The sequence below is a fragment of the Acinetobacter sp. GD03645 genome, from assembly GCF_029845285.1.
In the GTDB taxonomy this organism is placed as follows: Bacteria; Pseudomonadota; Gammaproteobacteria; order Pseudomonadales; family Moraxellaceae; genus Acinetobacter; species Acinetobacter corruptisaponis.
This window is the reverse complement of record NZ_JAOCLL010000015.1, coordinates 30,219-51,713: the sequence shown is the minus strand read 5'-3', so window position 1 is coordinate 51,713 and position 21,495 is coordinate 30,219. Positions and strand designations below refer to the sequence as shown.

Below are 21,495 nucleotides of genomic sequence, written 5' to 3'. Positions count from 1 at the left end.
GAAATTTATTCCAAAGTAATTAAATTTTTACCCTGCATTTCTGGCGGTACAGGAATCTGCATCAAATGAAGCAATGTTGGCGCGACATCTGCCAGAACCCCACCCTCGGCAATAGTTGCCTGCGTTGGTCCAACATAGATAAATGGAACCAGTTCAGTGGTGTGCTGGGTATGAACCTGTCCACTGTCGTAGTCCTGCATTTGCTCTACATTACCATGATCGGCGGTAATTAACATATGCCCTTTGTTTGCCATAACTGCCTCATAGACACGTCCCAAACAGGTGTCCACTGTCTCAACCGCTTTTACCGCAGCGTCAAACACGCCCGTATGCCCAACCATGTCGCCATTGGCATAGTTCACCACCAACAGGTCAAACTCACCTGAATTGATGGCATTCACCAGTTCATCCGTGACTTCTATGGCACTCATTTCAGGTTTCAGGTCATAGGTTGCCACGTTTGGTGATGGAATCAGGATACGCTTCTCACCTGGATATTCATCTTCACGGCCACCACTAAAGAAGAAAGTGACGTGTGCATATTTTTCAGTTTCAGCAATACGCAACTGGGTTTTGCCCAAACCAGACAGGTATTCACCAATGGAATTTTTAAGTTCTTCAGGCATATAGGCAACAGGTGCATCAATGCTGGCCTGATAACGGGTCAGCATCACAAACTTTGACAAATGCGGAACAACTTTACGTTCAAAGCCTGCAAAATCCTTTTCAACAAAGGCACGTGTGATTTCACGGGCACGGTCAGCACGGAAATTCATAAATACAATGCTGTCACCATCCTGTACCTTGACGGTTTCACCAATACGGGTCGCCCGAACAAATTCATCGTTTTCATCCGCCGCATAGGCCTGTTCCAAGCCATCAACCGCAGAATTGGCAACACGGATTGCCTCTCCCTCTGTCATCAAGCGGTAGGCTTCCTCAACACGGTTCCAGCGATTGTCACGGTCCATTGCAAAATAGCGGCCAATCATTGAGACAATACGCCCCTGATTTGGGTATTGGGCAAACATGGCATCCAGTTTTTCCAGTGATGGCTTGGCACTGCGTGGAGGTGTATCACGACCATCAAGGAATGCATGCAAGTAGACAGTCGCGCCACGTTTTAGCGCAAGCTCACACATGGCAACGATATGGTCTTCATGCGAGTGTACACCACCCTCTGACAGCAACCCCATCACATGCACCGCACCATGGGCTGCCTTGGCTTTTTCCACCGCATCCACCAGCACTTCATGCTCAAAGAAATCACCTGTACGAATGTCTTTGGTAATACGGGTAAAATCCTGATACAGCACACGACCTGCACCCAGATTCATATGCCCAACTTCTGAGTTGCCCATCTGTCCATCAGGCAAGCCCACATCCTCACCTGAGCCAGAAATTAAACTATTGGGATGCTTGGCTTTCATGGCGCTGAGGTTTGGCGTTTTTGCCGCCAGATAAGCATTGTCCTCAACCGCTTCACGATGTCCCACGCCATCCATAATGACCAGAACGTGAGGAATTTTGCCAGCATTTGCATCCGTCATAATGGACTCTCTGTTTGTCTATCATTTGATCGGCATAGTTTACCGAAATTTGATAAATTTCTCCATGATCTTGCAGACGCTTTAATCAATAATGATTATCAATTCAAACTATTCAGACCTCTAGCGTGCGCGATAGAGCAAATAACTCCCTGCCGCAAACATCAACAGAATTGGCAGCAAGACAAACCACGCTGGAGATGGCGCATAGACCAGACTGGCATAGCCCAAAAAGTCCTGTAAATAGAAAAAGCCCAGTCCTGTGAACAGTGCAATCACCAGACGGAAACCCATCGACTGCTGACGCAATGGGCCAAAAATAAAGGAACAGGCGATCAATACCAGCGTAATCAGGGCAAAGGGGGAAGCAACTTTTTGCCAGAATGCCAATTCATAGGTTTTTGGCACCTGACTATATTCTTTCAGGTAGCGCATAAAACTGATCAGTTGACTTGGCGATAAATCCTCTGGGTCCAGCGTAACCATATGTACATATTTAGGCTGTAATGCCAAACCCAATGGCTGTTGCTCATGATCAGTCTTGATCGCATTACCCTGAGCCAGTAAATCGACCTGATGCGACTCTTTTAAAGTCCACTGCCCATCTTTGACAAACTGCCCTTGCTCGGCGCTGACAAAAGACTGCAAACGGTAGTTTTGATCGAAATCAATGACGTTAATATTACGAAGTTGTCCCTGGGCATTGGCATAGTCAATATAGATAAAGCGCTGCCCCTCACGAGACCAATAGCCCTTTACCTCTCCCAAGGATGCCACACTGCGCTGTTTTTTAATGCTCTGCGCCTTTTCATTGGTATATGGGATCACCCATTCACTCAAGGCAAATGACAGGATGATCAGCAATAAAGCAGAACGCATCACCCAGCCCACAATGCGCCATAAGCTGATGCCCACTGAACGCATCACAATCAGCTCACTATTGGATGCCAATGCCCCCAGCCCTAAAACCGAACCAATCAATGCCGCAACAGGCAGGATTTCATAGAGATAACGCGGCGCCCCCCACATTACAAACAGGAACGCCTGCCATGCGTTGTAATCAGGCTTAAGTGAACCCAGCTCACCCAGATATGTAAACAGCACCTGTAGAAAAGACAGCACCAGCGTGGTTCCCAGCATGGCGAGAATCGTGGTTTTGGTGACATGTCTGGCGACTATTCGACGTGCTAACATCACAACCCCACTCGCTGCATACTTTTCTTGATTTTGGGTGCCAGCTTCTGTTTACGGGCAAAAATTGCCGCAGCACCTGCATATACCAGCAACACCACTGGATAGGCCCAGATATCCAGTTGTTCCTTACTAATCCGCGTTTTAATCGCAATCATCAATACAATTAGGCTGGCAAAAATGAAAATGGCGGGAATCAGGCGGTAATAACGTCCCTGACGTGGACTGACTTCAGACAAGGCCACGGTCAGCATCAGGGCAATCACCATGACCAATGGACCAAAAATCCGCCAGCCCAACTCACTCCGCACTACGGAATCATCGCGCTTTTGCCATAGCTTGCTCATCGGCAAGGCTTCCACATCATCACTTTCAAATTTGACATCCTTATCATTTTCCAGACGTAAACGATAGGACTGAAACTCGGCCTGGGTATATCGAGGCTGGTTTGGATAGATTTCGTAGCGACGGCCCTGAACCAGATCAACCACATTGGCAGTATCATTTGCCATTTCCACACGGGTGGCCTCTTTCGCCAGAATCATCACATCAGGTTTATCTTCCCGATCCGCCTTTTGGTAATAAAAGATATCCTTTAAATTCTTGCGGTCTTCCGAAAGCGAACCTGCATAAATGGTATACGGCCCAGAAGAGATAAACTCCTTTGGTCGAACCAGATCAAAGCCCGCACGCACAGCCTGAGTCTGCATCAGGCTTTCATAGGCGCGTATTCCTGAAGATGCGCCCCAAAACATCAAGATAGACTGAACAATCAAAAACACCAGGGTCATTGGCAATAACAGTCGTGCCAACTGGTTGCGGCTCACGCCACTGCCATTCAGCACCGCCATTTCGTGATCGACATACAAACGGCCAAACACCAACATCAGGCCAATAAAAAAGCCCAATGGCAGGATCAATGTTAAAAACTCAGGCAGGCGATAGGCAATGATGCTCAGTAGAACACCACCATCCAGGCGACCTTGTGCAGCACGTCCAAAAATCTTGATCAACTGACCACCCATAATGATTAAGGTGAGCAAGGCAGTCACCACCAGCGAGGTGGACACCACTTGTTTGACGAGGTAACGCCGAATAATCAAGGTAATGCTTCCAGATAGAGTCAGTCGAGGGGAAACTGTAGTTTACCCGAATGTTAAAAATATAAAACCTATCGCTTGTTGCCGATTGCAACCTCATATCCGAAAGTGTTTAATGGACTTATCTTTCTTTTTTGTCCATTAGGTTCGAAACAGACAATGAAATTTACACTGCAAACCGCATTTCCAGCACAAACATCAAGTGAATCTTTGTGGATATTGGTTGATTCAGAACAATTACAACAGAATTTAAATGCTTATCAAATCAACCAGCTAGATGATATTCTCAATGCCACTCAGTTTAAGGCGGGTTTTAATGAAAGCCTGCCGTTAATTGCCAATATTGCGGTACAGCCAAACGCCCAACTATTGGGTCTTGGGAAAAGTGCAGAATTAAAAGCCATTAAATTAGCAAAACTCGCACAATCCATTATCAAATCATCACAAAATAAATTTAAGCACATCACGCTAGACATTTCGGCGTTACCAACTGATTTACATGCATTGTTTGCCTTGAACCTGACACAGGCAGCTTATGGCTATGATGCATTTAAATCCAAGAAAAATGAATTTGTATTGGAAACCATTGATCTGGTTGCAAGCGAAAGCTCACTGAATGATGTCCAACTCAACCTGATTCATGCGGTTCAGTCAGGTCAAAACTATGCGCGTGATTTGGGCAACTGCCCGCCGAATCTTTGCTTCCCAGAATATCTTGCTGATCAGGCCCTTGCCCTTGCCGCACAATATCCAGACCTGCTCAAAGTTACGGTACTGGATGAACAGCAAATGGCTGACCTGGGCATGTATGCTTTCCTCGCCGTCAGCAAAGGCTCAGAACGTCCAGGGCGCGTGATCACGTTGGAATACAATACCCAGGTAGATCAGGCACCTGTGGTACTGGTCGGTAAGGGCGTGACTTTCGATACAGGCGGCATTTCACTCAAACCAGGCTTGGGTATGGATGAAATGAAGTTTGATATGTGTGGCGCAGCCTCGGTACTGGGCACAATCCGCGCATTATGCGAAGCCCGACTCCCAATTCATGTGGTCGGTGCGGTTGCCGCGGCTGAAAACATGCCATCAGGGCATGCCACCCGTCCAGGTGACATCGTGACCACCATGAGCGGTCAAACCGTTGAAATTCTGAATACTGATGCCGAAGGCCGCCTTGTACTTTGTGACACACTGACCTATATCAAACGCTTCAACCCTGCCCTTGTGATTGACATTGCGACGCTGACAGGTGCATGTGTGGTGGCGCTGGGTAAAGTGGTCAGTGGTTTATTCACACCAGATGATGAACTGGCCCAGGATTTACAACAGGCAGGCGAGCAGTCACTGGATCGTGTATGGCGTATGCCAGTGATGGAGGAATATCAGGAGTTACTGGACTCTCCTTTTGCCGATATCGCCAATATTGGTGGTCCATACGGCGGTGCCATTACGGCGGCTTGTTTCCTTGAACGTTTTACCCGTGACTATCGTTGGGCACATCTGGATGTGGCGGGTACAGCATGGTTGTCAGGTGCCGCCAAAGGTGCAACAGGTCGCCCAGTACCATTACTGATGCAGTTTTTAGCGAATCGTGTTGCAACGAACAACTAACACATGGCACAAATCAGTTTTTATCTGTTTGAAAATAGTACCGAACGGCAAGTCGAAAGTGCTTGCCGTTTATGTCGAAAAATCCTGAATCAGCATCCCCATATCTGGTGGTATTGTGCTGATCCAGAATTACAAACCGAACTGGATGAACAGCTTTGGACTTTTGATCCCCAGAGTTTTATACCGCATGGTATTCATCAACCGCATAGTTCCGTCTGCATTTCAGAACAATTACCACCATCCAATGATTGGATCGTGTTTAATTTTAACAATCATGCACTTGAACAAACTCAGGATTTTCGCCACATTATCGAAATTATTGAAAATAATGAAACTGCGAAACAGGCTGGTCGGGAAAAGTTTAAAATGTATCGTCGTTTGGGTATCGAACCTCGAACATTTAAATTATAAGTCTGCAACAAAGAGCATCATTTTGAGGAGTGTCGCGTGGCATTAAATGTAGGTCAGGATTTTAAAAAACGCTGGTTAAATGCACCTGAAACAGTCCGCCAGACCTATCAGGAAGATTTGGCACGCATCTGTGATCTGCTATTGCCCCAAACCCTGATTCAAACATGGACGCAACATGAAGAGAAAGCACAGCAGCGTTCCCAACAACGCATCGATCAGGCCTATGCCGACTTAAAGGCAGAATTGATCGAACAGGCACGTATCCGCAAACAGCAGGCTTTGGAAAAGGCATTGGCGGAAAAACGTGCAGCTGAAGCGGCTTATGCGGCACAGCTACAGGCAGATGAAGAACAGCAGTTTGAACAGCAAACTGAAAGCCTGATTGTGTTGCGTCGCCATATCGATCAGGAAATTGCACAACAAACTGAACGTTATCAGGTCAATCCTGAACAGCCAAGTGTTGATTACGCCCAAGGTCAGCGTGTTGTGATTGAAGATCAGCAAATTCTGTCTGAACTGGAAAGTGTCCGTGTTCGACTGGAACTGGAAGCGGAAAGCTTGATTGAACAGGCAGTAACCGTATTCCGTGCCAAGCTTCATGCACTGGCTCAGGACGAAATTGACTACATATTGAAAAACAGTCAGTTCTCAGACGAGAAATAATAAAAAGCCCAGTTCATCAAACTGGGCTTTTTTATGCTTGCCATTCTATTTTAGAAAACCATTTTCCGCTAAAAACGCCATACTGATATTCGATTCGGTTTTTTGCTCTGCGGCCTTATCACCCAACAATAAACGCTCAATATAACGAGCCAATACATCTACTTCCAGATTCACTTTACTTCCAACCTGCCATGTCCCAATATTAGTCCGTTCGGCCGTATGTGGAATCAGGTTCAGGCTCAGGATATTGCCACGTAAATGGTTAATGGTCAGGCTAATGCCGTCAACCGTCACAGAACCTTTTTCTGCCAGATATTTTGCCAACTCAGCAGGTGCGGTGACCTCAAAATACAAAGAACGTGCATCCTGACGTACCAGGGTGATTTCACCCAAGCCATCGACATGCCCACTGACAATATGCCCACCAAAACGTGTGGTTGGCAGCATCGCCTTTTCAACATTCACCGCCTGGCCAACTTTCCATTGGCCTAGTGTGGTACGGTTTAAACTCTCACGCGAAACATCCGCCGCATACCAGTTTTCACCCCACTCAATGACCGTCAGGCAAATTCCATTGGTGGCAATTGAGTCTCCCAAATGTACATCAGACATATCCAAATCAGTTTGAATACGTAGACGAACATCACCACCTACACTTTGCAGGCTCTCAACCTTACCTAAACTTTCAATAATGCCTGTAAACATAAAATCTCCCGTTGTCCCTCTTTTTCAAAGAGGGGAATGTATTACCACAAAGCCAATTGAGTACTGTTGCCTGTGGTATCCACCCCACCCAATTCAGCAAAGTGATACAACTGCCCCAGAAGTTGTCGCAATGGTGGACCAGACTTGGCATGGGTATCGGTAATCACGATAAATTCCAGTACGCGTGCCCGTTCAGACTGACGTTGTTTACTGACCCGATAGCGAGGAACATCCTGAGTCAGCAATGTGACCTTGCCGCGTTTTAAATTGGCGGTCAGCAGGTCTTTCGGTTCAATATTTCCATCAGTCGAATAACTGGTCAAAATATAGCGGGCATTAATGGTTTCCAATAACTTCTCATACGCCTCTTTGGCATATTTGGATGAGTTATAAGGACTTGGGCGCTGTTTACGCCATGCACGGTCAATACCGCTTTTAAAGCCCTTGGTATCTGGGGAGGGTAAATCGACCTGATCCCATAAGGTCAGCGCATTGAGCACATGGTAATTACTGCTATAGGCATGCTGATTATAGGGTGGGTCGAGATAAGCCACATCCACTTCAAAGCCACTCATTTGATTGGCCAGATGTTGGGCATCCACACACCACATTTCAGCCGCAGGACGCTTCGTATCGCCAATCTCACAGAAACGGCTTGGGGTCAGCCACAGTAAGGATTCAATCCGTTCCAGTGCAGTTTGGGTTTTACCGCCCCAGCCCTGGTGGAAACTTTTAAAGACACCACTGGTATTGCTGACAAAGCTGGCCGAATACAAAAGTGGTGCCAACAAGGCACTCATTTCCACATCATTGATTGCACCCTGTGCCTGCCAGGTTGCGATTTGCTGACGGATCGCATCAATCCGCATGCCATTACGGCGTTTAAAGAACAAACGATCACGTGCTGGATCATACACATCATCATTGCGCGGACAGAGGTTGTGCGTAACCCAGCCCTTAACTTCAGGCAGACGGTTAAGATAATCAATGGCCTTTTGATAGCCACCCAGTTCCTTAAAAGCAGGCGCATCGACACAGGCCAAAATGGCATGATTAAGCGCATGGCTATAGGGTTCCCAGTCATTGGCTATCACACGATAGCCATTCTGGCGCGCCAAACGCGAGACCACACCACTCCCCGCAAAGAAATCAGCAAAAATCGGTGGATTCTTTTTCTTGCTATTCAGTGTTCCCGTAATCTCAAGCGCCTCTAAAATAAGGTGCAATAGACGACGCTTATTACCGAGATAGGGAACGAGCTGATGAAAAAGATACTCGTCAGTGGTGCGTGCCGCGTGCCGACGTTTGTGATAAACCGATGGTTCTGGATTCATATCATCTCTTGGATAGGGAGCAATCTCAGGCGAATATCCTGCCCAAGTTGGGTTACATCGACCAACTCAAACCGCAGTTGCTCTGCCATCTGGCTAAATTCAGCATTGAACATAGCGCGGGCAGATTGACCAAGTAAGGTGGGTGCAACATAACTGATCATTTCATCAACCAAACCCTGCTGTAAAAAGGCGGTGGACAACGTTGCGCCAGCCTCAACCAATACATCATAAATTTGGTATTGGTGAGCTAAGGTCTGCAATAATTGGTTTAAAGGTTGCGGCGACAATTGTATCACGCCTAAATCGGCAAGTTCCTGACGAAATGGTGTCATCACCATCACTGTTTCAGGATTTTGTAATATCTTGGCAGAAAGTGGCAACTGTCCCTGACGGTCTAACACGATACGTTTGGGTTGTACCACAGTCTCGATATCAACCTTGTCCAAGGAACGCACATTGAGTTCACAATCATCTGCCAAAACCGTTTGAATCCCAGTAATGACTGCACCAGAAACTGCACGCCAATGCTGTACATCCTGCCGCGCGGCTGGGCCTGTAATCCATTTCGATTCACCCGACGCCATCGCGGTACGTCCATCCAGACTGGATGCAATTTTCAAACGTACATAAGGCAAGCCCGTGGACATGGCCTTTAAGAAACCGAAATTGAGTGTTTTTGCAAGCGCCTCACAAACACCTATTGCAACCTCAATCCCCGCATCACGCAGGATTTGCACACCTTTCCCTGCCACCAGTGGATTTGGGTCTGAACAGGCAACCACCACTTTCCTGACCTGTGCTTTCACCAAGGCTTCGGCACATGGAGGTGTTCTGCCGTAATGCGCACAGGGTTCCAAAGTCACATAAGCAGTTGCACCTTTGGCATTGCCACCTGCCTGACGCAATGCAAAAACTTCCGCATGTGGCTGCCCCGCTTTAGGATGGAAACCCTCTCCAATCAGTTGACCATCCTTGACAATGACACAGCCTACATTCGGATTCGGTTTAGTTGAATATTGTCCAAGCCGAGCCAACTCAATGGCACGTTGCATCCAATATTGATCTGACTTTAATTCCGACATGATTTCTCTAACTCAGGTTTCATTTTCACGTTGCTGCATTTGCTCAATCTGACGGCGAAATGCCTCAACATCCTGAAAATCTTGGTAAACAGAGGCAAAACGGACATAGGCGACATGATCCAGCGCAAACAATGCCTGCATGACAATCTCACCGATGGTTCTCGACTTCACATCCCGCTCACCCAGACGACGGATCTGCGACTGAATATCACTGAGTACCGTTTCAATTTGTTCCTGGGTCACAGGACGCTTTTGCAGAGCATGCATCAATGAGCGGCGAAGTTTTGCCTCATCAAAAGGTTCACTTTTTCCATCCGATTTAATGACCCGCGGCATCACCACTTCATAACTCTCAAAGGTGGTAAAACGCTCACCGCAAACAACACACTCACGGCGACGGCGAATCTGACAGCCTTCAGCAGCCAGACGGGAGTCAATGACTTTACTATCAGCAGCGTTACAAAATGGACAATGCATAGTGGCGCAGTTATTTATCACTTTGCTTAAGTGTAGCAAAGTTTCGGCAATTGCTGAACCTGGGCAAAAGCAGAGCACTGTTTTAATCACAGCATAAGGAAAGCCCAAGGATAAATACATAAAAAAACAGCCCTGATGGGCTGTTTTTGGATCACTGAATAATCAGTTATTCGATACGTTCGCCATGTTGGCTTAGGTCAAGACCCATACGTTCGTCATCAGCGCTGACACGAATACCAATCACCAGATCAATCACTTTAAGGATAATGAATGTCACCACTGCGCTATATGCGATGGTTGCCAACACACCTTCAACTTGAATCCACAATTGACCTGCAAATGTTGGAGCAAGAACCACACCAGCCGCCTTGATAATTTCATCGCTATAGAAGACACCTGTTAATACGGCACCTACCATACCACCCACAGCGTGTAGACCAAAGGCATCCAATGCATCATCTGCTTTAAGTAGGCGTTTCAGTGCAGTAATCCCCCAGAAGCAAACCACGCCACCGATCAGGCCCATCACCAACGCACCACCGACACCAACGAAACCAGCAGCAGGTGTAATCACAACCAAACCTGCAACCGCACCAGAAGCACCACCAAGAACTGAGGCTTTACCACGAACGACACGCTCAACCACCAACCAGGAGAATGCGGCAGCGGCAGCAGCGACTTGAGTGACCAGGATTGCCATACTTGCACGAGCACCAGCACCCAATGCGCTACCACCGTTAAAGCCGAACCAGCCCACCCAGATCAGGCTTGCACCCACAACAGTTAAAGTCAGGTTATGTGGCGCCATTGACTCACGGCCCAAGCCTGTACGTTTACCCAGCATATATGCAGCAACCAGACCAGCAACACCTGAGTTGATGTGAACCACTGTACCACCAGCAAAGTCCAGTGCGCCTGCCTTGAATAACCAGCCATCCGCTGCCCAAACCCAGTGTGTGATTGGTGCGTAAACCAGGATCACCCAAACTGCGATGAATGCCATGAATGCTGAATATTTCATACGGTCTGCAATTGAGCCGCTAATAATCGCAACAGTAATAATGGCAAAGGTCATTTGGAAAATAACAAACAGGCTTTCAGGAATGGTTCCACTCAAGGCATCGAATGCAACACCATTCAGCAAGGCTTTCGACAAGTCGCCAAAGTATGCGCCAGTACCAGAGAACGCAAGTGAGTAGCCTGCAATCACCCAGATCAAGCTAACCAGAATTGCCGCAGAAAGGCTGAACATCATGGTGCTCAGTACGTTTTTCTTACGTACCATACCACCGTAGAATAAAGCCAGACCTGGAATGGTCATCAACAGAACCAACGCTGTTGAAACCAGAATCCACGCCGTGTCACCTGTATCCACTGTCGGTGCAGCTTCAGCGGCAGGAGCTGCCTCTTCAGTTGCAGGCGCCTCAGCCACTACAGTTTCTGGTGTTGCAACCGCGGTGTCAGTTGCCGCCATAGTTTGTTCAGCAGCGACTGGTGTAGATGCGGCGTCTTCTGCCCAAACTACAGCAGAGCCACCTAAGAGTGCGCCAGATAGACTGAGCGCCATAAGCATTTTTTTCATTCGTGTCCCCCAACCTTATTTTGTGAGCTATCTGTCTTAATTTCTAACTCAGCAAACTTTATGCCAATTTAGACAGCGTCTGGCCCAGTCTCACCAGTACGAATACGGATGACTTGTTCTAGATTGGTGACAAAGATTTTTCCGTCACCGATTTTTCCTGTGCTTGCGACACGGGTAATTGATTCGATCACCGCATCAACCATTTCATCGCTAATCGCAATTTCAATCTTTACTTTTGGTAGGAAATCAACCACATACTCTGCACCACGGTACAGTTCTGTGTGACCTTTTTGACGCCCGAAACCTTTGACTTCAGTTACGGTAATCCCTTGAACACCAATATCAGAGAGTGCTTCACGCACGTCATCCAATTTGAATGGTTTTACAATTGCAGTTACAAGCTTCATGTTTGTTTTCCTTCGGCTTATTTTCACCAGTAAGGTTTTATGTTCAATTTTCATGCCAATATTTAAAGGTTGGGGGTTTTAAAATACTGGACACAAGCTTTCTTTATAACCTATTTAGCCTTGAAGATGTAGATACCCAATCGAAAATAAGTTTCAACTGCGACTATTTAGCTAGATTTATCAGTCACTCATCCAGCCATGATGCACAAGGCTATGGGAATGCAGTGAGCAGTGATACACTGGGCAACAAATACCCATAACCGATTGAGCACTTTATGATTGAGACACTTTTACAAGCCATTTTGCAGCAAGTTGACCAGCCGAAAAAAGATTTAGAAAAAAATTTACGCGCCCTCCTGAATGAAAGCATCGAAAAACTGGACCTGGTTTCAAAACAGGAGCTGGATCGTCAGCGAACAGCACTGAATTCGGCCAACCAGCGCCTGAGTGAGTTGCAACAGCAAATGAAAACACTTGAAGAAATGGTGCAGAACAAAAAATAAGCACCAACTCAGTGCAACCAATACTGAACAATGACTAAAAATAAAGCACCATGATGGAACAATAACAACATGTCTTTTGCCAAAATTTATACGAGGGGCTTACTGGGGCTACATGCCCCTCAGATCGAAGTGGAAGTCCATATCAGCTCAGGCCTACCCTCCCTAACCATTGTGGGGTTACCTGAAGCCGCAGTCCGTGAAAGCAAGGACCGTGTGCGCTCTGCGATTATCAACAGTGGTTTTCTGTTTCCAACCAAGCGCTTAACCATTAATCTGGCACCCGCAGACCTGCCCAAGGATGGTTCCCGTTTAGACTTGCCGATTGCACTGGGTATTCTGATCGCCTCTGGACAGTTACCCGAAAACTGTACCGATGGTTTTGAGTTTATTGGTGAACTTGCACTGGACGGGCATTTACGCCCTGTTTCAGGGACATTGACCATTGCCATGGCTTGCCAGCAGGCACAACATCGCTTGTTACTGCCAACCGCCAATCTCGATGAAGCCAGCCAACTACCTGAATTTGAAGTGTATGCAGCCAATCATTTACAGGAAGTGTGTGCACATTTTCTGGGCAGTTCACCACTAAAAGCTGCACCACAAAAATCAACTGCGGCATCCTCACGCTACCCATTTGACCTTGCCGATGTCAAAGGACAGTTACGCCCCCGCCGTGCGCTGGAAATTGCCGCGGCAGGTGGACACTCATTATTATTTAAGGGGCCGCCAGGCACAGGAAAAACCCTGCTCGCCTCGCGTTTGCCCTCTATTTTGCCGCCATTAAATGCGCAGGAAAATTTAGAGGTTGCCAGCATCTACTCAGTTGCAAATGCTCAGCACACTTTCGGGCAGAGGCCATTCCGCGCACCGCACCATACTGCTTCAGCGATAGCATTGGTTGGGGGTGGCTCACAACCCAAACCAGGTGAAATTACCCTGGCCCATTTAGGTGTGTTATTTTTGGATGAATTGCCTGAGTTTGACCGAAAAGTCCTTGAAGTTTTACGCCAGCCACTTGAATCCAAAGAAATTGTCATTTCTCGCGCCGCACGGCAAATGACCTTTCCAGCAAACTTCCAATTTATTGCCGCGATGAATCCCTGTCCCTGTGGCTATGCCTTTCATCAGGACAATCGCTGCCAATGTTCACCTGAAAGTATCCAGCGCTATCAAAACCGTATTTCTGGCCCATTGCTGGATCGTATTGACCTGCACATTGATGTGCCCCCTTTGCAGGCACAGGAATTACAGGAACGGACACCAACTGAAAACTCTGAAACGGTGCGTCAGCGGGTGATGAAAGCCTATCAGCAGCAAATTCAGCGACAGCAATGTTTAAATCAGGCACTATCACCCACTTTGCTGGAACAATATGCCTGTCTGGATGACAGCTCAAGCAAAATTATTGAGATAGCCCAACAGCGCCTGAACCTTTCAGCCCGTGCCTACCATCGGGTGTTACGGGTGGCACGAACCATTGCGGATTTGGCAGAAAGTGAAATCATTTCAAGTTCGCACTTAACTGAAGCACTGTCTTATCGGGGTAATTCAGCCTAAATCAGGCCATAAAAAAAGCGACCTTAGAGGTCGCTTTGATTTTTATTGTTATTAGAAAGCGTAAGCCAGTCCCAACACAACCTTGTTCTTTTGTTTGGTGTCAGTACGGTCATAGCCACCCAGGATGTAATCCAGACTCCAGTTTGCACCTGTTTCACCTAAAGCATGAGACAAACCAAGCGTTGCATGACGGAAAGCAAAGGTGTTTTCTGTTTTTGCAGTGAACTCATCATCATCCCCATAATAATAAGCACCAATCTGCGCCTTACCTGTAAAACCAGCAGGCAATGCAGGTGCATAAGTCGCAAGGAAATAGGTGTCGCCCTTATTACCGAAAGTAACGTTGTTAAGTAGCGTTTGAGCCGTTACGGTGAGTTCTTTATAGCTTAGACCCAGGAAAGTTTCATATCCTGTTGATTCCCAGCCAGGATAGTAATAATAAATTGTTCCACCAACCTGATAGCCTAGATCATCTGTGATTTTGCCTTTATAACCTGCATAAAAATCACTTTCAAAAGAATCCCTTGAGTTTGTATCGCTACAGCCATCTGGGTTTAGGCAGGCATATGAATAATCCAGGGTTGAAAACCAATAACCAAGATAGAAGCCATTGTAGCCATAGTCCAGTCCACCCTGTACAGCTGGACCACTATTTTCAGGTGCATTGGTAATGCCACGTAAATTATAGCTAGATACAGCACTAATATTACCTGTGACTTCACCTGGGAATGGAAGCTTACTATCCTCAGCCAAAGCGAAAGTTGACGTTACAGCCATAACACTTAAAGCAACAGCCTTGCATGCAAATTTCATCATATTGATCTCCCCCATATTATAGATGTTCAACTGATTCATGTTTTGAATTGCATCACTGTGTAATTAGCAAATGCTGTGCCAGTTTTTATGGAATGCAGGAACTTTAGAAAAAATTTTGTAAAATAATATATTTTCATATTAAATAACAATTAGATATAAAAATTAATTATGATTACCGCTCCTGATAAATTTTAACATTTACTCAGGATTTACCGATATGGTGCAGTAATAATGTGCAGTCATGGAGAATGTTGGCGCATGAAAACGGCGCTTTTTTTTAGCGTTCCTGTGCGCCCTAAAAGTGCAGGGATGCTTTTCCCTATACTGAATGAATGATTCACACTAGATGAATTGCAGATATAAAAAAAACAGCCAGCATATGTGCTGGCTGTTTTCTTCGCTAGAGGATCTGGCAAACCTTTATAAATGAAGGTTCAATACAAACCCCCAACTATATTAGAACGCCTTGGTTAAGGTAAACACCGCACCCGTTTCTGTACCGCGTTTGTATGGTTGGGCATTGGCATCAATATTGGTGCCAATCGCAGCAAGTTCAGCAGTCAAGCCAGAAACAGACTTCACGTTATAGGTTAGGCCCACTTTCCAGTCAACATAGGTGTCATCTTCACTGCCGCTGTCGCTAAAGTCGTAGTTATCCACCTTGGTATAGCCAATGCTTGCCACACCACCAAAGCCAGCGGCAAACGGCACATTATAGGTTGCGTTTACATACCAGCCATTCTCGTCCAGACCAGCAAAGTCATTGGTATAGTTGACTGCACCCAGCAAGCTGTCACCAGAGGTCAATACATCCTTGAATCCAAGTTTCGCGTAAAGCTCAAGCCAATTGATATCTGATGCGCTTGGGTAACCGTAATACCATAGGCCAACATCCAAGGTTGGTTTGCCTGCAAATGGCAGTTCAGTTGCATAGCCAACATATGGGTCTAGCTCAAGATGTGGATCAGCACCACCAAAATTTACATTGGAACCCCAGACACCCGCATAAAGGCCTGATTCATGCGTTAATGCAAAGCCAACTTGCACCGCAGGGTCATTTTGAGTTTGGGTCACACCACGATAACGGTAATCTGAAGTTAAGGCAGCGGTTCCTGCAAAGCTTACACCTGCCTGAGACAGCGCATTCGATTCTTCAGCCATTGCCAAAGTTGAAGCCATCGCCATAACACTTAACGCCACTGCTTTATATGCAAGTTTCATCATTTGATCTCCCCATGATGGATATTTGACTGATTTATGTTTTAAATTGCATCAAAATGTATCTTGCAAAGGCTATGCCAACTCAATAAAAGCCAATAAAATCGCATATTTGTATCATTAAAGGGCTAAAAAGCATTTTCACCCTCATTATTTATAAGTTTGATGCAGGATTTTGGCTGAAATTTGAACCATTTAAAGGCACATAAATAAAACCAGACTATTTTTCGCACAAAAATAATGCTTTTTTAACCCATGAAAACCGTTGGAATGATTGAAATTCATATTGCAGGCCCTCTCCAGATAAAATGTTCAATAAAAGTGCAGAAAAAGTGGAACAATGCGCCAGATGGAATCTACTGAGATGTAATTCAGCACCAATACCGTTCGTCGGGATGGTATTTTTCGCCAGTTAAGCGGGCTATTTTTAACCAATTAGTAAATAAATAATTAAATTAAAAGAAAAAATACATCAAATAATCACATATTTTAATAAAGATAAATCAAAAAACAATCCATTAAAACCACCATCAAAAATAAATATTAATTCAAATATAATCAAATAATTAAATCAAACAAATGGTGATTTTAAATGGGAAATAAATCACAATATCCTATAAGTATTTTATTTAAAATTAATTAAATTATTTTAATAAAAATCTATCTTTTTTACGCACAACTTATACAATTGGTCAAATTTTCAGTTTCTCTCCCCAAATTTGTTATTTATGAGGCTTAGCATGCCAAAGGCACAGAAACTTATATTGGCGGTTTTGATTAATGCCGCATTGATCTCCTCAACATATGCAAGTGAACAAAGCGAAGCAAAAGGGTTTGTGCAAGATACCCAGGCGTCTCTTTTATTACGTAACGGTTATATTTCCCGTGACAAAAAAAATGGTGCTCCAGACACCAGTTCATGGGTACAGTCAGCAATGCTGAATGTTGAATCAGGCTTTACCCCAGGCATTGTGGGTTTTGGTGTCGGTGCGGTAGGTGATTTCTCTTTTAAAATTGGTGACAATGAACATTCTGGCAACAGCATGGTGCCAAGAAAGAATGACAATTCACCTTATGACCAGTGGACCCGTGGTGGCGGTAGCGTGAAGGCGCGTTTCTCAAACACCACTGTACGCTACGGTACACAGGTTCTCGACCTGCCTGTATTGGCAAGCATGACCACACGTATGGTGCCTGAATACTTTGAAGGTACCTTGATCACCAGCCGTGAAATTAACGGGCTGGAATTGACTGCGGGTAAATTTACCAAGAACCAGCTTCCAGACCAGATCGCCACTGACCAGAACGAATTGGACCGTGCGGTGGTTTGGGGTGCCAAATACAAGGTGAATGATCAGTTAAATACCGCCTACTATGGTTTGGACAGTAAAGATACGCTTGAGCGTCATTATGCCAATGTGAACTACAAGCAATCCCTTGCTGACAAAAGCTCACTGACGTATGACCTGAGTGGCTACCACACCAAGTTTGACAAGAATGCCAACACTTACTCTGCGACTGGCCCAGCCAGCGAAGATAAGAAAAATAATATTTGGGCGTTCTCAACCACCTATAACACAGGCCCACACACTGTGATGCTGGCTTACCAGCAAAACACGGGTAATGTCGGTTATGACTATGGTCAAAATGCTGACGGTGGACAAAGTATTTACCTGCCGAACTCTTACCTGTCTGACTTTATTGGTAACCGCGAGAAATCGGCCCAGCTTCAATACACCTTTGATTTCTCCGCGCTTGACCTTGCAGGTTTAAGCTGGACATCCGCCTATGTCTATGGCTGGAACATCCATGCGACAGACAACAAGAACAACCTTGTTGATGACAATGCAAAGGAACGTGAGTTCTTCAATCAGGTGTCTTACAAGATTCAAAGCGGTTTCGCAAAAGACACCAGCTTGAAAGTACGTTATTCACACTACCGTGCCAGCGATGCCTATGACAAGGCATATATCGGTGACACCAATGAATGGCGCCTGTTCCTTGATATTCCAGTGAAACTGTTCTAATTCAATTTAGATCAACTCATAAAAAAACCGCCATTCAATTGAATGGCGGTTTTTTTATGAGCCTGATTTTAGGATGATAAAATCAGGCTTTATCTTTTAAAATTATTTTTTAGCAGCTTCGATTGCTTTCAACACTTCTTCTTTCGCAACAGCGGCATTTTCCCAACCACTGATTTTCACCCATTTTCCAGGCTCTAAATCTTTATAGTGTGCAAAGAAATGCTCAACCTGACTGATTAACAGCGGAGGAAGATCGGTATATTCCTGAACATCTTTATATAGTGGAGATAACTTCTCGTGTGGAACAGCGATCAGTTTCGCATCGATACCACCGTCATCTTCCATGTTCAGTTTGCCCACTGGACGGCAACGAATCACAGAACCCGCAGCAACAGGATGTGGAGTTACAACAAGCACGTCTAATGGGTCACCATCTTCAGACAATGTATTTGGCACATAACCGTAGTTTGCTGGGTAGAACATTGCTGTACCCATGAAACGGTCTACAAACAACGCATCAGAATCTTTGTCGATTTCATATTTGATTGGCGCTGCGTTTGCAGGAATTTCAATAATGACATAGATGTCGTTTGGTGCGTCTTTACCCGCAGGAATATTGCTATAACTCATATCAACACTCGTTTATATTGTGAAGTCAGATGAAAATCCGACAGATTATAACGTGAATACAAGGAAAATGATGCTAGATATGCTGAGCGCTGGTGAATTTTCTGCCCAACGCTGCTTAGGTCATTTTAATGGTAATCACAAAAAGGAAGATGGGACAAAGTATTGAAAAAAACCAGATGATTGAACGCAAGGTCGCCAGATTGGCCAAATAACATATTCCGTAAATCACCCGAAATACGATATATGCCCAGCCCAGGGTAAGAATGAATTTCTCTGGCACCACCATATATTCGGCCATCAGGATTGCGGCAATAAACAGGGGCAGGCTTTCAAAACTGTTTTGCTGCACCGCATTGGCTCTGGCCGCCAGACCTGTGGTCTTGGCTAGAAACTCACGCGGATTCTGGTTATCCTTTGCCTGAAAACCACCTTTTGATTTTGCAATCAGGGTAAAAACATACGGCAACAAACATGCGACGATAATAATCAATATAATGCCGCTAATACCTTGCATGCTCACATCCATCATTTGAAGTTCTTCTGATCATGCTATCATAACTCATAATCTATTGAATTTTCATTTGTGCTTGTTCGCCAAGTGTTTCTTTTGTATAACCTGAATTCGATATAAAATCCTTGATGAGATATGATACTCGGACACTTCATCCGCAACGGTTTGGGGCAAGACTTCAAGTATCTATAGCCGTGCCTCCTTTTCGGTAGAACGGATGAGGGACGCGTTCGTGCGTGCTGGTTCTGTATGCCCAGTCTGTCAACCCTCTTTCGTTCTGCCACCATATTAAAAGCTAATAAATTTAATAGCTTGCCATTTCTTTACATTGACACTCACGAACTCACAGATTATTCTGTGCATACTGGCCTACATCGCCAGTCGGTCTTGACCGACCGTTTTTCAACTACATCAGAACTATTCTTTCTGAGGAATAGTTTTGTGTGTAAACTCCTCGTCTCCTCCCGTAGCGGTAGGACGGGAGAGGGACACCTTCGGGTGTGCTGGAGTTGAAACCAGTCGGTCAACCCTCTTTCGTTCTGCCACCATAATCAGGCAATGGTTTGGTAGAACTTCTATTTTACAGGGGTTTACTATGCGCACCATTTCTGTTTTTTCATCGGCAATCATTGCCAAAGCCTTTATTCCCATACATTCCAGCAAACCTTTCATGCTGTTTGATCGTCTATAGGTTTTACAAACTTTAGATCAGACCAACTAAAAAATCATATCAACAATAAAGCATGTGAGATGGCTAAGGCACAGTCTTGTCTATTTTCTACGTTCCTGAAAAGACACTGATGTTTTGATCTCATGGATATACAACAAAAAAACTTATGTTCGGTGGTGTGCTTATGCCAAATTTGCAAATCTCCTCACGAGCCTTGTCAGTGCTTGATTACTCAAGAAATCTTTTTAACTTGTATGGATTTCAGGAGGTGAGTGTGGATCGGATTATTAGGGAAACCAATGTGGCGAAGGCAACGTTTTATCGTTATTTTCAGTCCAAAGAAAAACTTATAGAACTGTGCCTTGTTTTTCAAAAAGAAACTCTGGAAGAAAAAATCAGCAATATTAAGACGGCTTATCGTCATTCAAATGTGGTCGACCAATTGAGGAAAATTTATCTGCTCCATGTTGATTTAAATGGCCCGTATCATTTGTTGTTTAAGGCTATTTTTGAGCTTGAGAAGTTATATCCCAACGCCTATCAAATTGTTATTGAATATAGAACATGGCTACTGGAGCAAATCTGGTCTTTACTGTTAAAAATCAAAACTAGCGCCACAATGGAGGATGCAGCGATATTTTTATTCATTATTGATGGGTCTATTATTGATGGGTCTATTGTTGAACTTTTAAGAATGAATTGGGGCGAGAGACAAGATAGCCTGCTGGATTATTTCCTGCTGATGATCTGATTCTGGTGCATAAAAAAAATGCAATGCCGCTTTGCCTGTACAAAAATATTTAATCTTGTATATTCCCTCGTGTAGTGGTGAGTGATCACTACACACAAATTGTAGATTTTGTAACTTAGAAAGAATATACAATTTGCCCTATTCCTCACACAACCCTGAACCTTAGCAAAGCACTTTGATGCTGTATTGATAAGATGAGAGGATGGTGGATGGGATAAATCAAGTGTAGCTGAACGCAAGGTTACTTATTTTCTTTGTGTAGAAGTGGTGTTTTTTCATACTGTTTTAAGGTCAAGTTATGCAACCTCAAGATCAAAAAGAAATGTTTGATGTTCTGGCCCAACAACGACAGCATCAGCTTTTGGTTGATCGCGCGCTGAAAGTGGTCCTGCCTATTATGGCGTTTCTGCTAAGCGTGATTTGTGCCAACTTAAACTGGCAGTCTACCTTGGGAACTTTTGTGGTGCTGACCATTGCCTTTTATGCGGTGGGGATTCAGCGTTTCACACTTTGGCACTGGCTACTGGTGATTGTGCTATATGTCTTTGCCGACAATTATTTTAGCTTTAATGGAATCGACCCGAGCCGTTTACGTTTTCAGCTTGCCACCATGCTGGTGTTTGTAGGAATTGTGGGTATTGGCCGCCCTTATATTGATCGCTGGTTAATGAAATCTAATCATAAATAACCTGAGTTAGGCTTCAA

General features: G+C 45.0%; 22 protein-coding genes. 8 read left to right on the top strand and 14 right to left on the bottom strand.

All coding sequences use genetic code 11. The features are described 5' to 3' along the window. Nucleotides 1–5 precede the first annotated feature (5 nt). From gpmI to lptF, 3 genes are all read right to left on the bottom strand, one after another. Nucleotides 6–1,550 (bottom strand): 2,3-bisphosphoglycerate-independent phosphoglycerate mutase, encoded by a 1,545-nt coding sequence (gpmI, locus tag N5J47_RS12860; protein WP_279960238.1) that lies wholly within the window; start codon nt 1,548–1,550, stop codon nt 6–8. 120 nt (nt 1,551–1,670) lie between these two features. Continuing rightward, nucleotides 1,671–2,741 carry an LPS export ABC transporter permease LptG gene (gene lptG, locus N5J47_RS12855; RefSeq protein ID WP_279960239.1) on the bottom strand — a complete coding sequence of 357 codons (1,071 nt, stop codon included), beginning with the start codon at nt 2,739–2,741 and terminating at the stop codon, nt 1,671–1,673. Beyond that, nucleotides 2,741–3,841, bottom strand: coding sequence for an LPS export ABC transporter permease LptF (gene lptF / locus N5J47_RS12850; RefSeq protein ID WP_279960240.1), 1,101 nt, complete (start codon nt 3,839–3,841; stop codon nt 2,741–2,743). The genes lptG and lptF overlap by 1 nt, the downstream gene beginning before the upstream one ends. A gap of 156 nt (nt 3,842–3,997) precedes the next feature. Between lptF and N5J47_RS12845 the strand changes: the two genes are divergently transcribed. From N5J47_RS12845 to N5J47_RS12835, 3 genes are read left to right on the top strand one after another with little or no spacing between them, the layout of a single operon-like run. After that, a complete protein-coding gene (locus N5J47_RS12845) occupies nt 3,998–5,446 on the top strand; it encodes a leucyl aminopeptidase (RefSeq protein WP_279960241.1) in 1,449 nt (482 codons plus the stop codon). 3 nt (nt 5,447–5,449) lie between these two features. Beyond that, on the top strand, nt 5,450–5,857 hold the full coding sequence (locus N5J47_RS12840; RefSeq protein WP_004674261.1) for a DNA polymerase III subunit chi: 408 nt from the start codon (nt 5,450–5,452) through the stop codon (nt 5,855–5,857). A 36-nt stretch (nt 5,858–5,893) separates the two neighbouring features. Next, a complete protein-coding gene (locus N5J47_RS12835; RefSeq protein ID WP_279960242.1) occupies nt 5,894–6,520 on the top strand; it encodes a hypothetical protein in 627 nt (208 codons plus the stop codon). 45 nt (nt 6,521–6,565) lie between these two features. Here N5J47_RS12835 and N5J47_RS12830 read toward each other — a convergent pair whose 3' ends face one another. The 6 genes from N5J47_RS12830 to glnK form a co-directional block, all read right to left on the bottom strand. Next, entirely contained in the window at nt 6,566–7,225 is a 660-nt protein-coding gene (locus tag N5J47_RS12830; RefSeq protein ID WP_279960243.1) for a riboflavin synthase, read from the bottom strand. 41 nt (nt 7,226–7,266) lie between these two features. Further along, complete coding sequence (locus N5J47_RS12825) at nt 7,267–8,559, bottom strand: DNA adenine methylase (protein WP_267981595.1); 1,293 nt, start codon at nt 8,557–8,559, stop codon at nt 7,267–7,269. Then, the gene (gene ribD / locus N5J47_RS12820; RefSeq protein ID WP_279960244.1) at nt 8,556–9,641 is read right to left on the bottom strand and encodes a bifunctional diaminohydroxyphosphoribosylaminopyrimidine deaminase/5-amino-6-(5-phosphoribosylamino)uracil reductase RibD; all 1,086 of its coding nucleotides are present in this window, start codon (nt 9,639–9,641) and stop codon (nt 8,556–8,558) included. Before ribD ends, N5J47_RS12825 begins: the two co-directional genes overlap by 4 nt. 12 nt (nt 9,642–9,653) lie before the next feature. Beyond that, a complete protein-coding gene (gene nrdR / locus N5J47_RS12815; protein ID WP_267981597.1) occupies nt 9,654–10,118 on the bottom strand; it encodes a transcriptional regulator NrdR in 465 nt (154 codons plus the stop codon). Nucleotides 10,119–10,284: 166 nt separating this feature from the next. Next, nucleotides 10,285–11,700 (bottom strand): ammonium transporter, encoded by a 1,416-nt coding sequence (locus N5J47_RS12810; protein ID WP_267981598.1) that lies wholly within the window; start codon nt 11,698–11,700, stop codon nt 10,285–10,287. A gap of 68 nt (nt 11,701–11,768) precedes the next feature. Continuing rightward, entirely contained in the window at nt 11,769–12,107 is a 339-nt protein-coding gene (gene glnK / locus N5J47_RS12805; protein ID WP_000780326.1) for a P-II family nitrogen regulator, read from the bottom strand. Between the two features lie 275 nt (nt 12,108–12,382). Between glnK and N5J47_RS12800 the strand changes: the two genes are divergently transcribed. After that, nucleotides 12,383–12,610: an accessory factor UbiK family protein gene (locus N5J47_RS12800; protein ID WP_279960246.1), complete on the top strand. Its 228-nt coding sequence runs from the start codon at nt 12,383–12,385 to the stop codon at nt 12,608–12,610. 69 nt (nt 12,611–12,679) lie between these two features. Then, the gene (locus N5J47_RS12795) at nt 12,680–14,167 is read left to right on the top strand and encodes a YifB family Mg chelatase-like AAA ATPase (RefSeq protein WP_279960247.1); all 1,488 of its coding nucleotides are present in this window, start codon (nt 12,680–12,682) and stop codon (nt 14,165–14,167) included. A 51-nt stretch (nt 14,168–14,218) separates the two neighbouring features. On the opposite strand, the gene N5J47_RS12790 is transcribed toward N5J47_RS12795, so the two are convergent. Further along, nucleotides 14,219–14,983, bottom strand: coding sequence for a TorF family putative porin (locus N5J47_RS12790; protein ID WP_267981600.1), 765 nt, complete (start codon nt 14,981–14,983; stop codon nt 14,219–14,221). 456 nt (nt 14,984–15,439) lie between these two features. Then, entirely contained in the window at nt 15,440–16,207 is a 768-nt protein-coding gene (locus tag N5J47_RS12785) for a TorF family putative porin (RefSeq protein WP_279960248.1), read from the bottom strand. A 734-nt stretch (nt 16,208–16,941) separates the two neighbouring features. On the opposite strand from N5J47_RS12785, the gene N5J47_RS12780 reads away from it, so the two are divergent. Further along, complete coding sequence (locus N5J47_RS12780; RefSeq protein ID WP_267981601.1) at nt 16,942–18,228, top strand: OprD family outer membrane porin; 1,287 nt, start codon at nt 16,942–16,944, stop codon at nt 18,226–18,228. A 102-nt stretch (nt 18,229–18,330) separates the two neighbouring features. On the opposite strand, the gene ppa is transcribed toward N5J47_RS12780, so the two are convergent. The 3 genes from ppa to N5J47_RS12765 all read right to left on the bottom strand — a co-directional run bounded on the left by ppa (nt 18,331) and on the right by N5J47_RS12765 (nt 20,041). Beyond that, nucleotides 18,331–18,858: an inorganic diphosphatase gene (gene ppa / locus N5J47_RS12775; RefSeq protein ID WP_005060879.1), complete on the bottom strand. Its 528-nt coding sequence runs from the start codon at nt 18,856–18,858 to the stop codon at nt 18,331–18,333. Nucleotides 18,859–18,973: 115 nt separating this feature from the next. Continuing rightward, nucleotides 18,974–19,372 (bottom strand): MAPEG family protein, encoded by a 399-nt coding sequence (locus N5J47_RS12770; protein WP_267981602.1) that lies wholly within the window; start codon nt 19,370–19,372, stop codon nt 18,974–18,976. Between the two features lie 414 nt (nt 19,373–19,786). Next, nucleotides 19,787–20,041, bottom strand: coding sequence for a hypothetical protein (locus N5J47_RS12765; RefSeq protein WP_279960249.1), 255 nt, complete (start codon nt 20,039–20,041; stop codon nt 19,787–19,789). Nucleotides 20,042–20,223: 182 nt separating this feature from the next. Between N5J47_RS12765 and N5J47_RS12760 the strand changes: the two genes are divergently transcribed. Both N5J47_RS12760 and N5J47_RS12755 read left to right on the top strand, forming a co-directional pair. Further along, nucleotides 20,224–20,790 carry a helix-turn-helix domain containing protein gene (locus N5J47_RS12760; RefSeq protein ID WP_279960250.1) on the top strand — a complete coding sequence of 189 codons (567 nt, stop codon included), beginning with the start codon at nt 20,224–20,226 and terminating at the stop codon, nt 20,788–20,790. 298 nt (nt 20,791–21,088) lie between these two features. After that, nucleotides 21,089–21,478, top strand: a complete 390-nt coding sequence (locus tag N5J47_RS12755; protein ID WP_267981604.1) for a hypothetical protein — start codon at nt 21,089–21,091, stop codon at nt 21,476–21,478. The last annotated feature ends 17 nt before the right edge of the window (nt 21,479–21,495 follow it).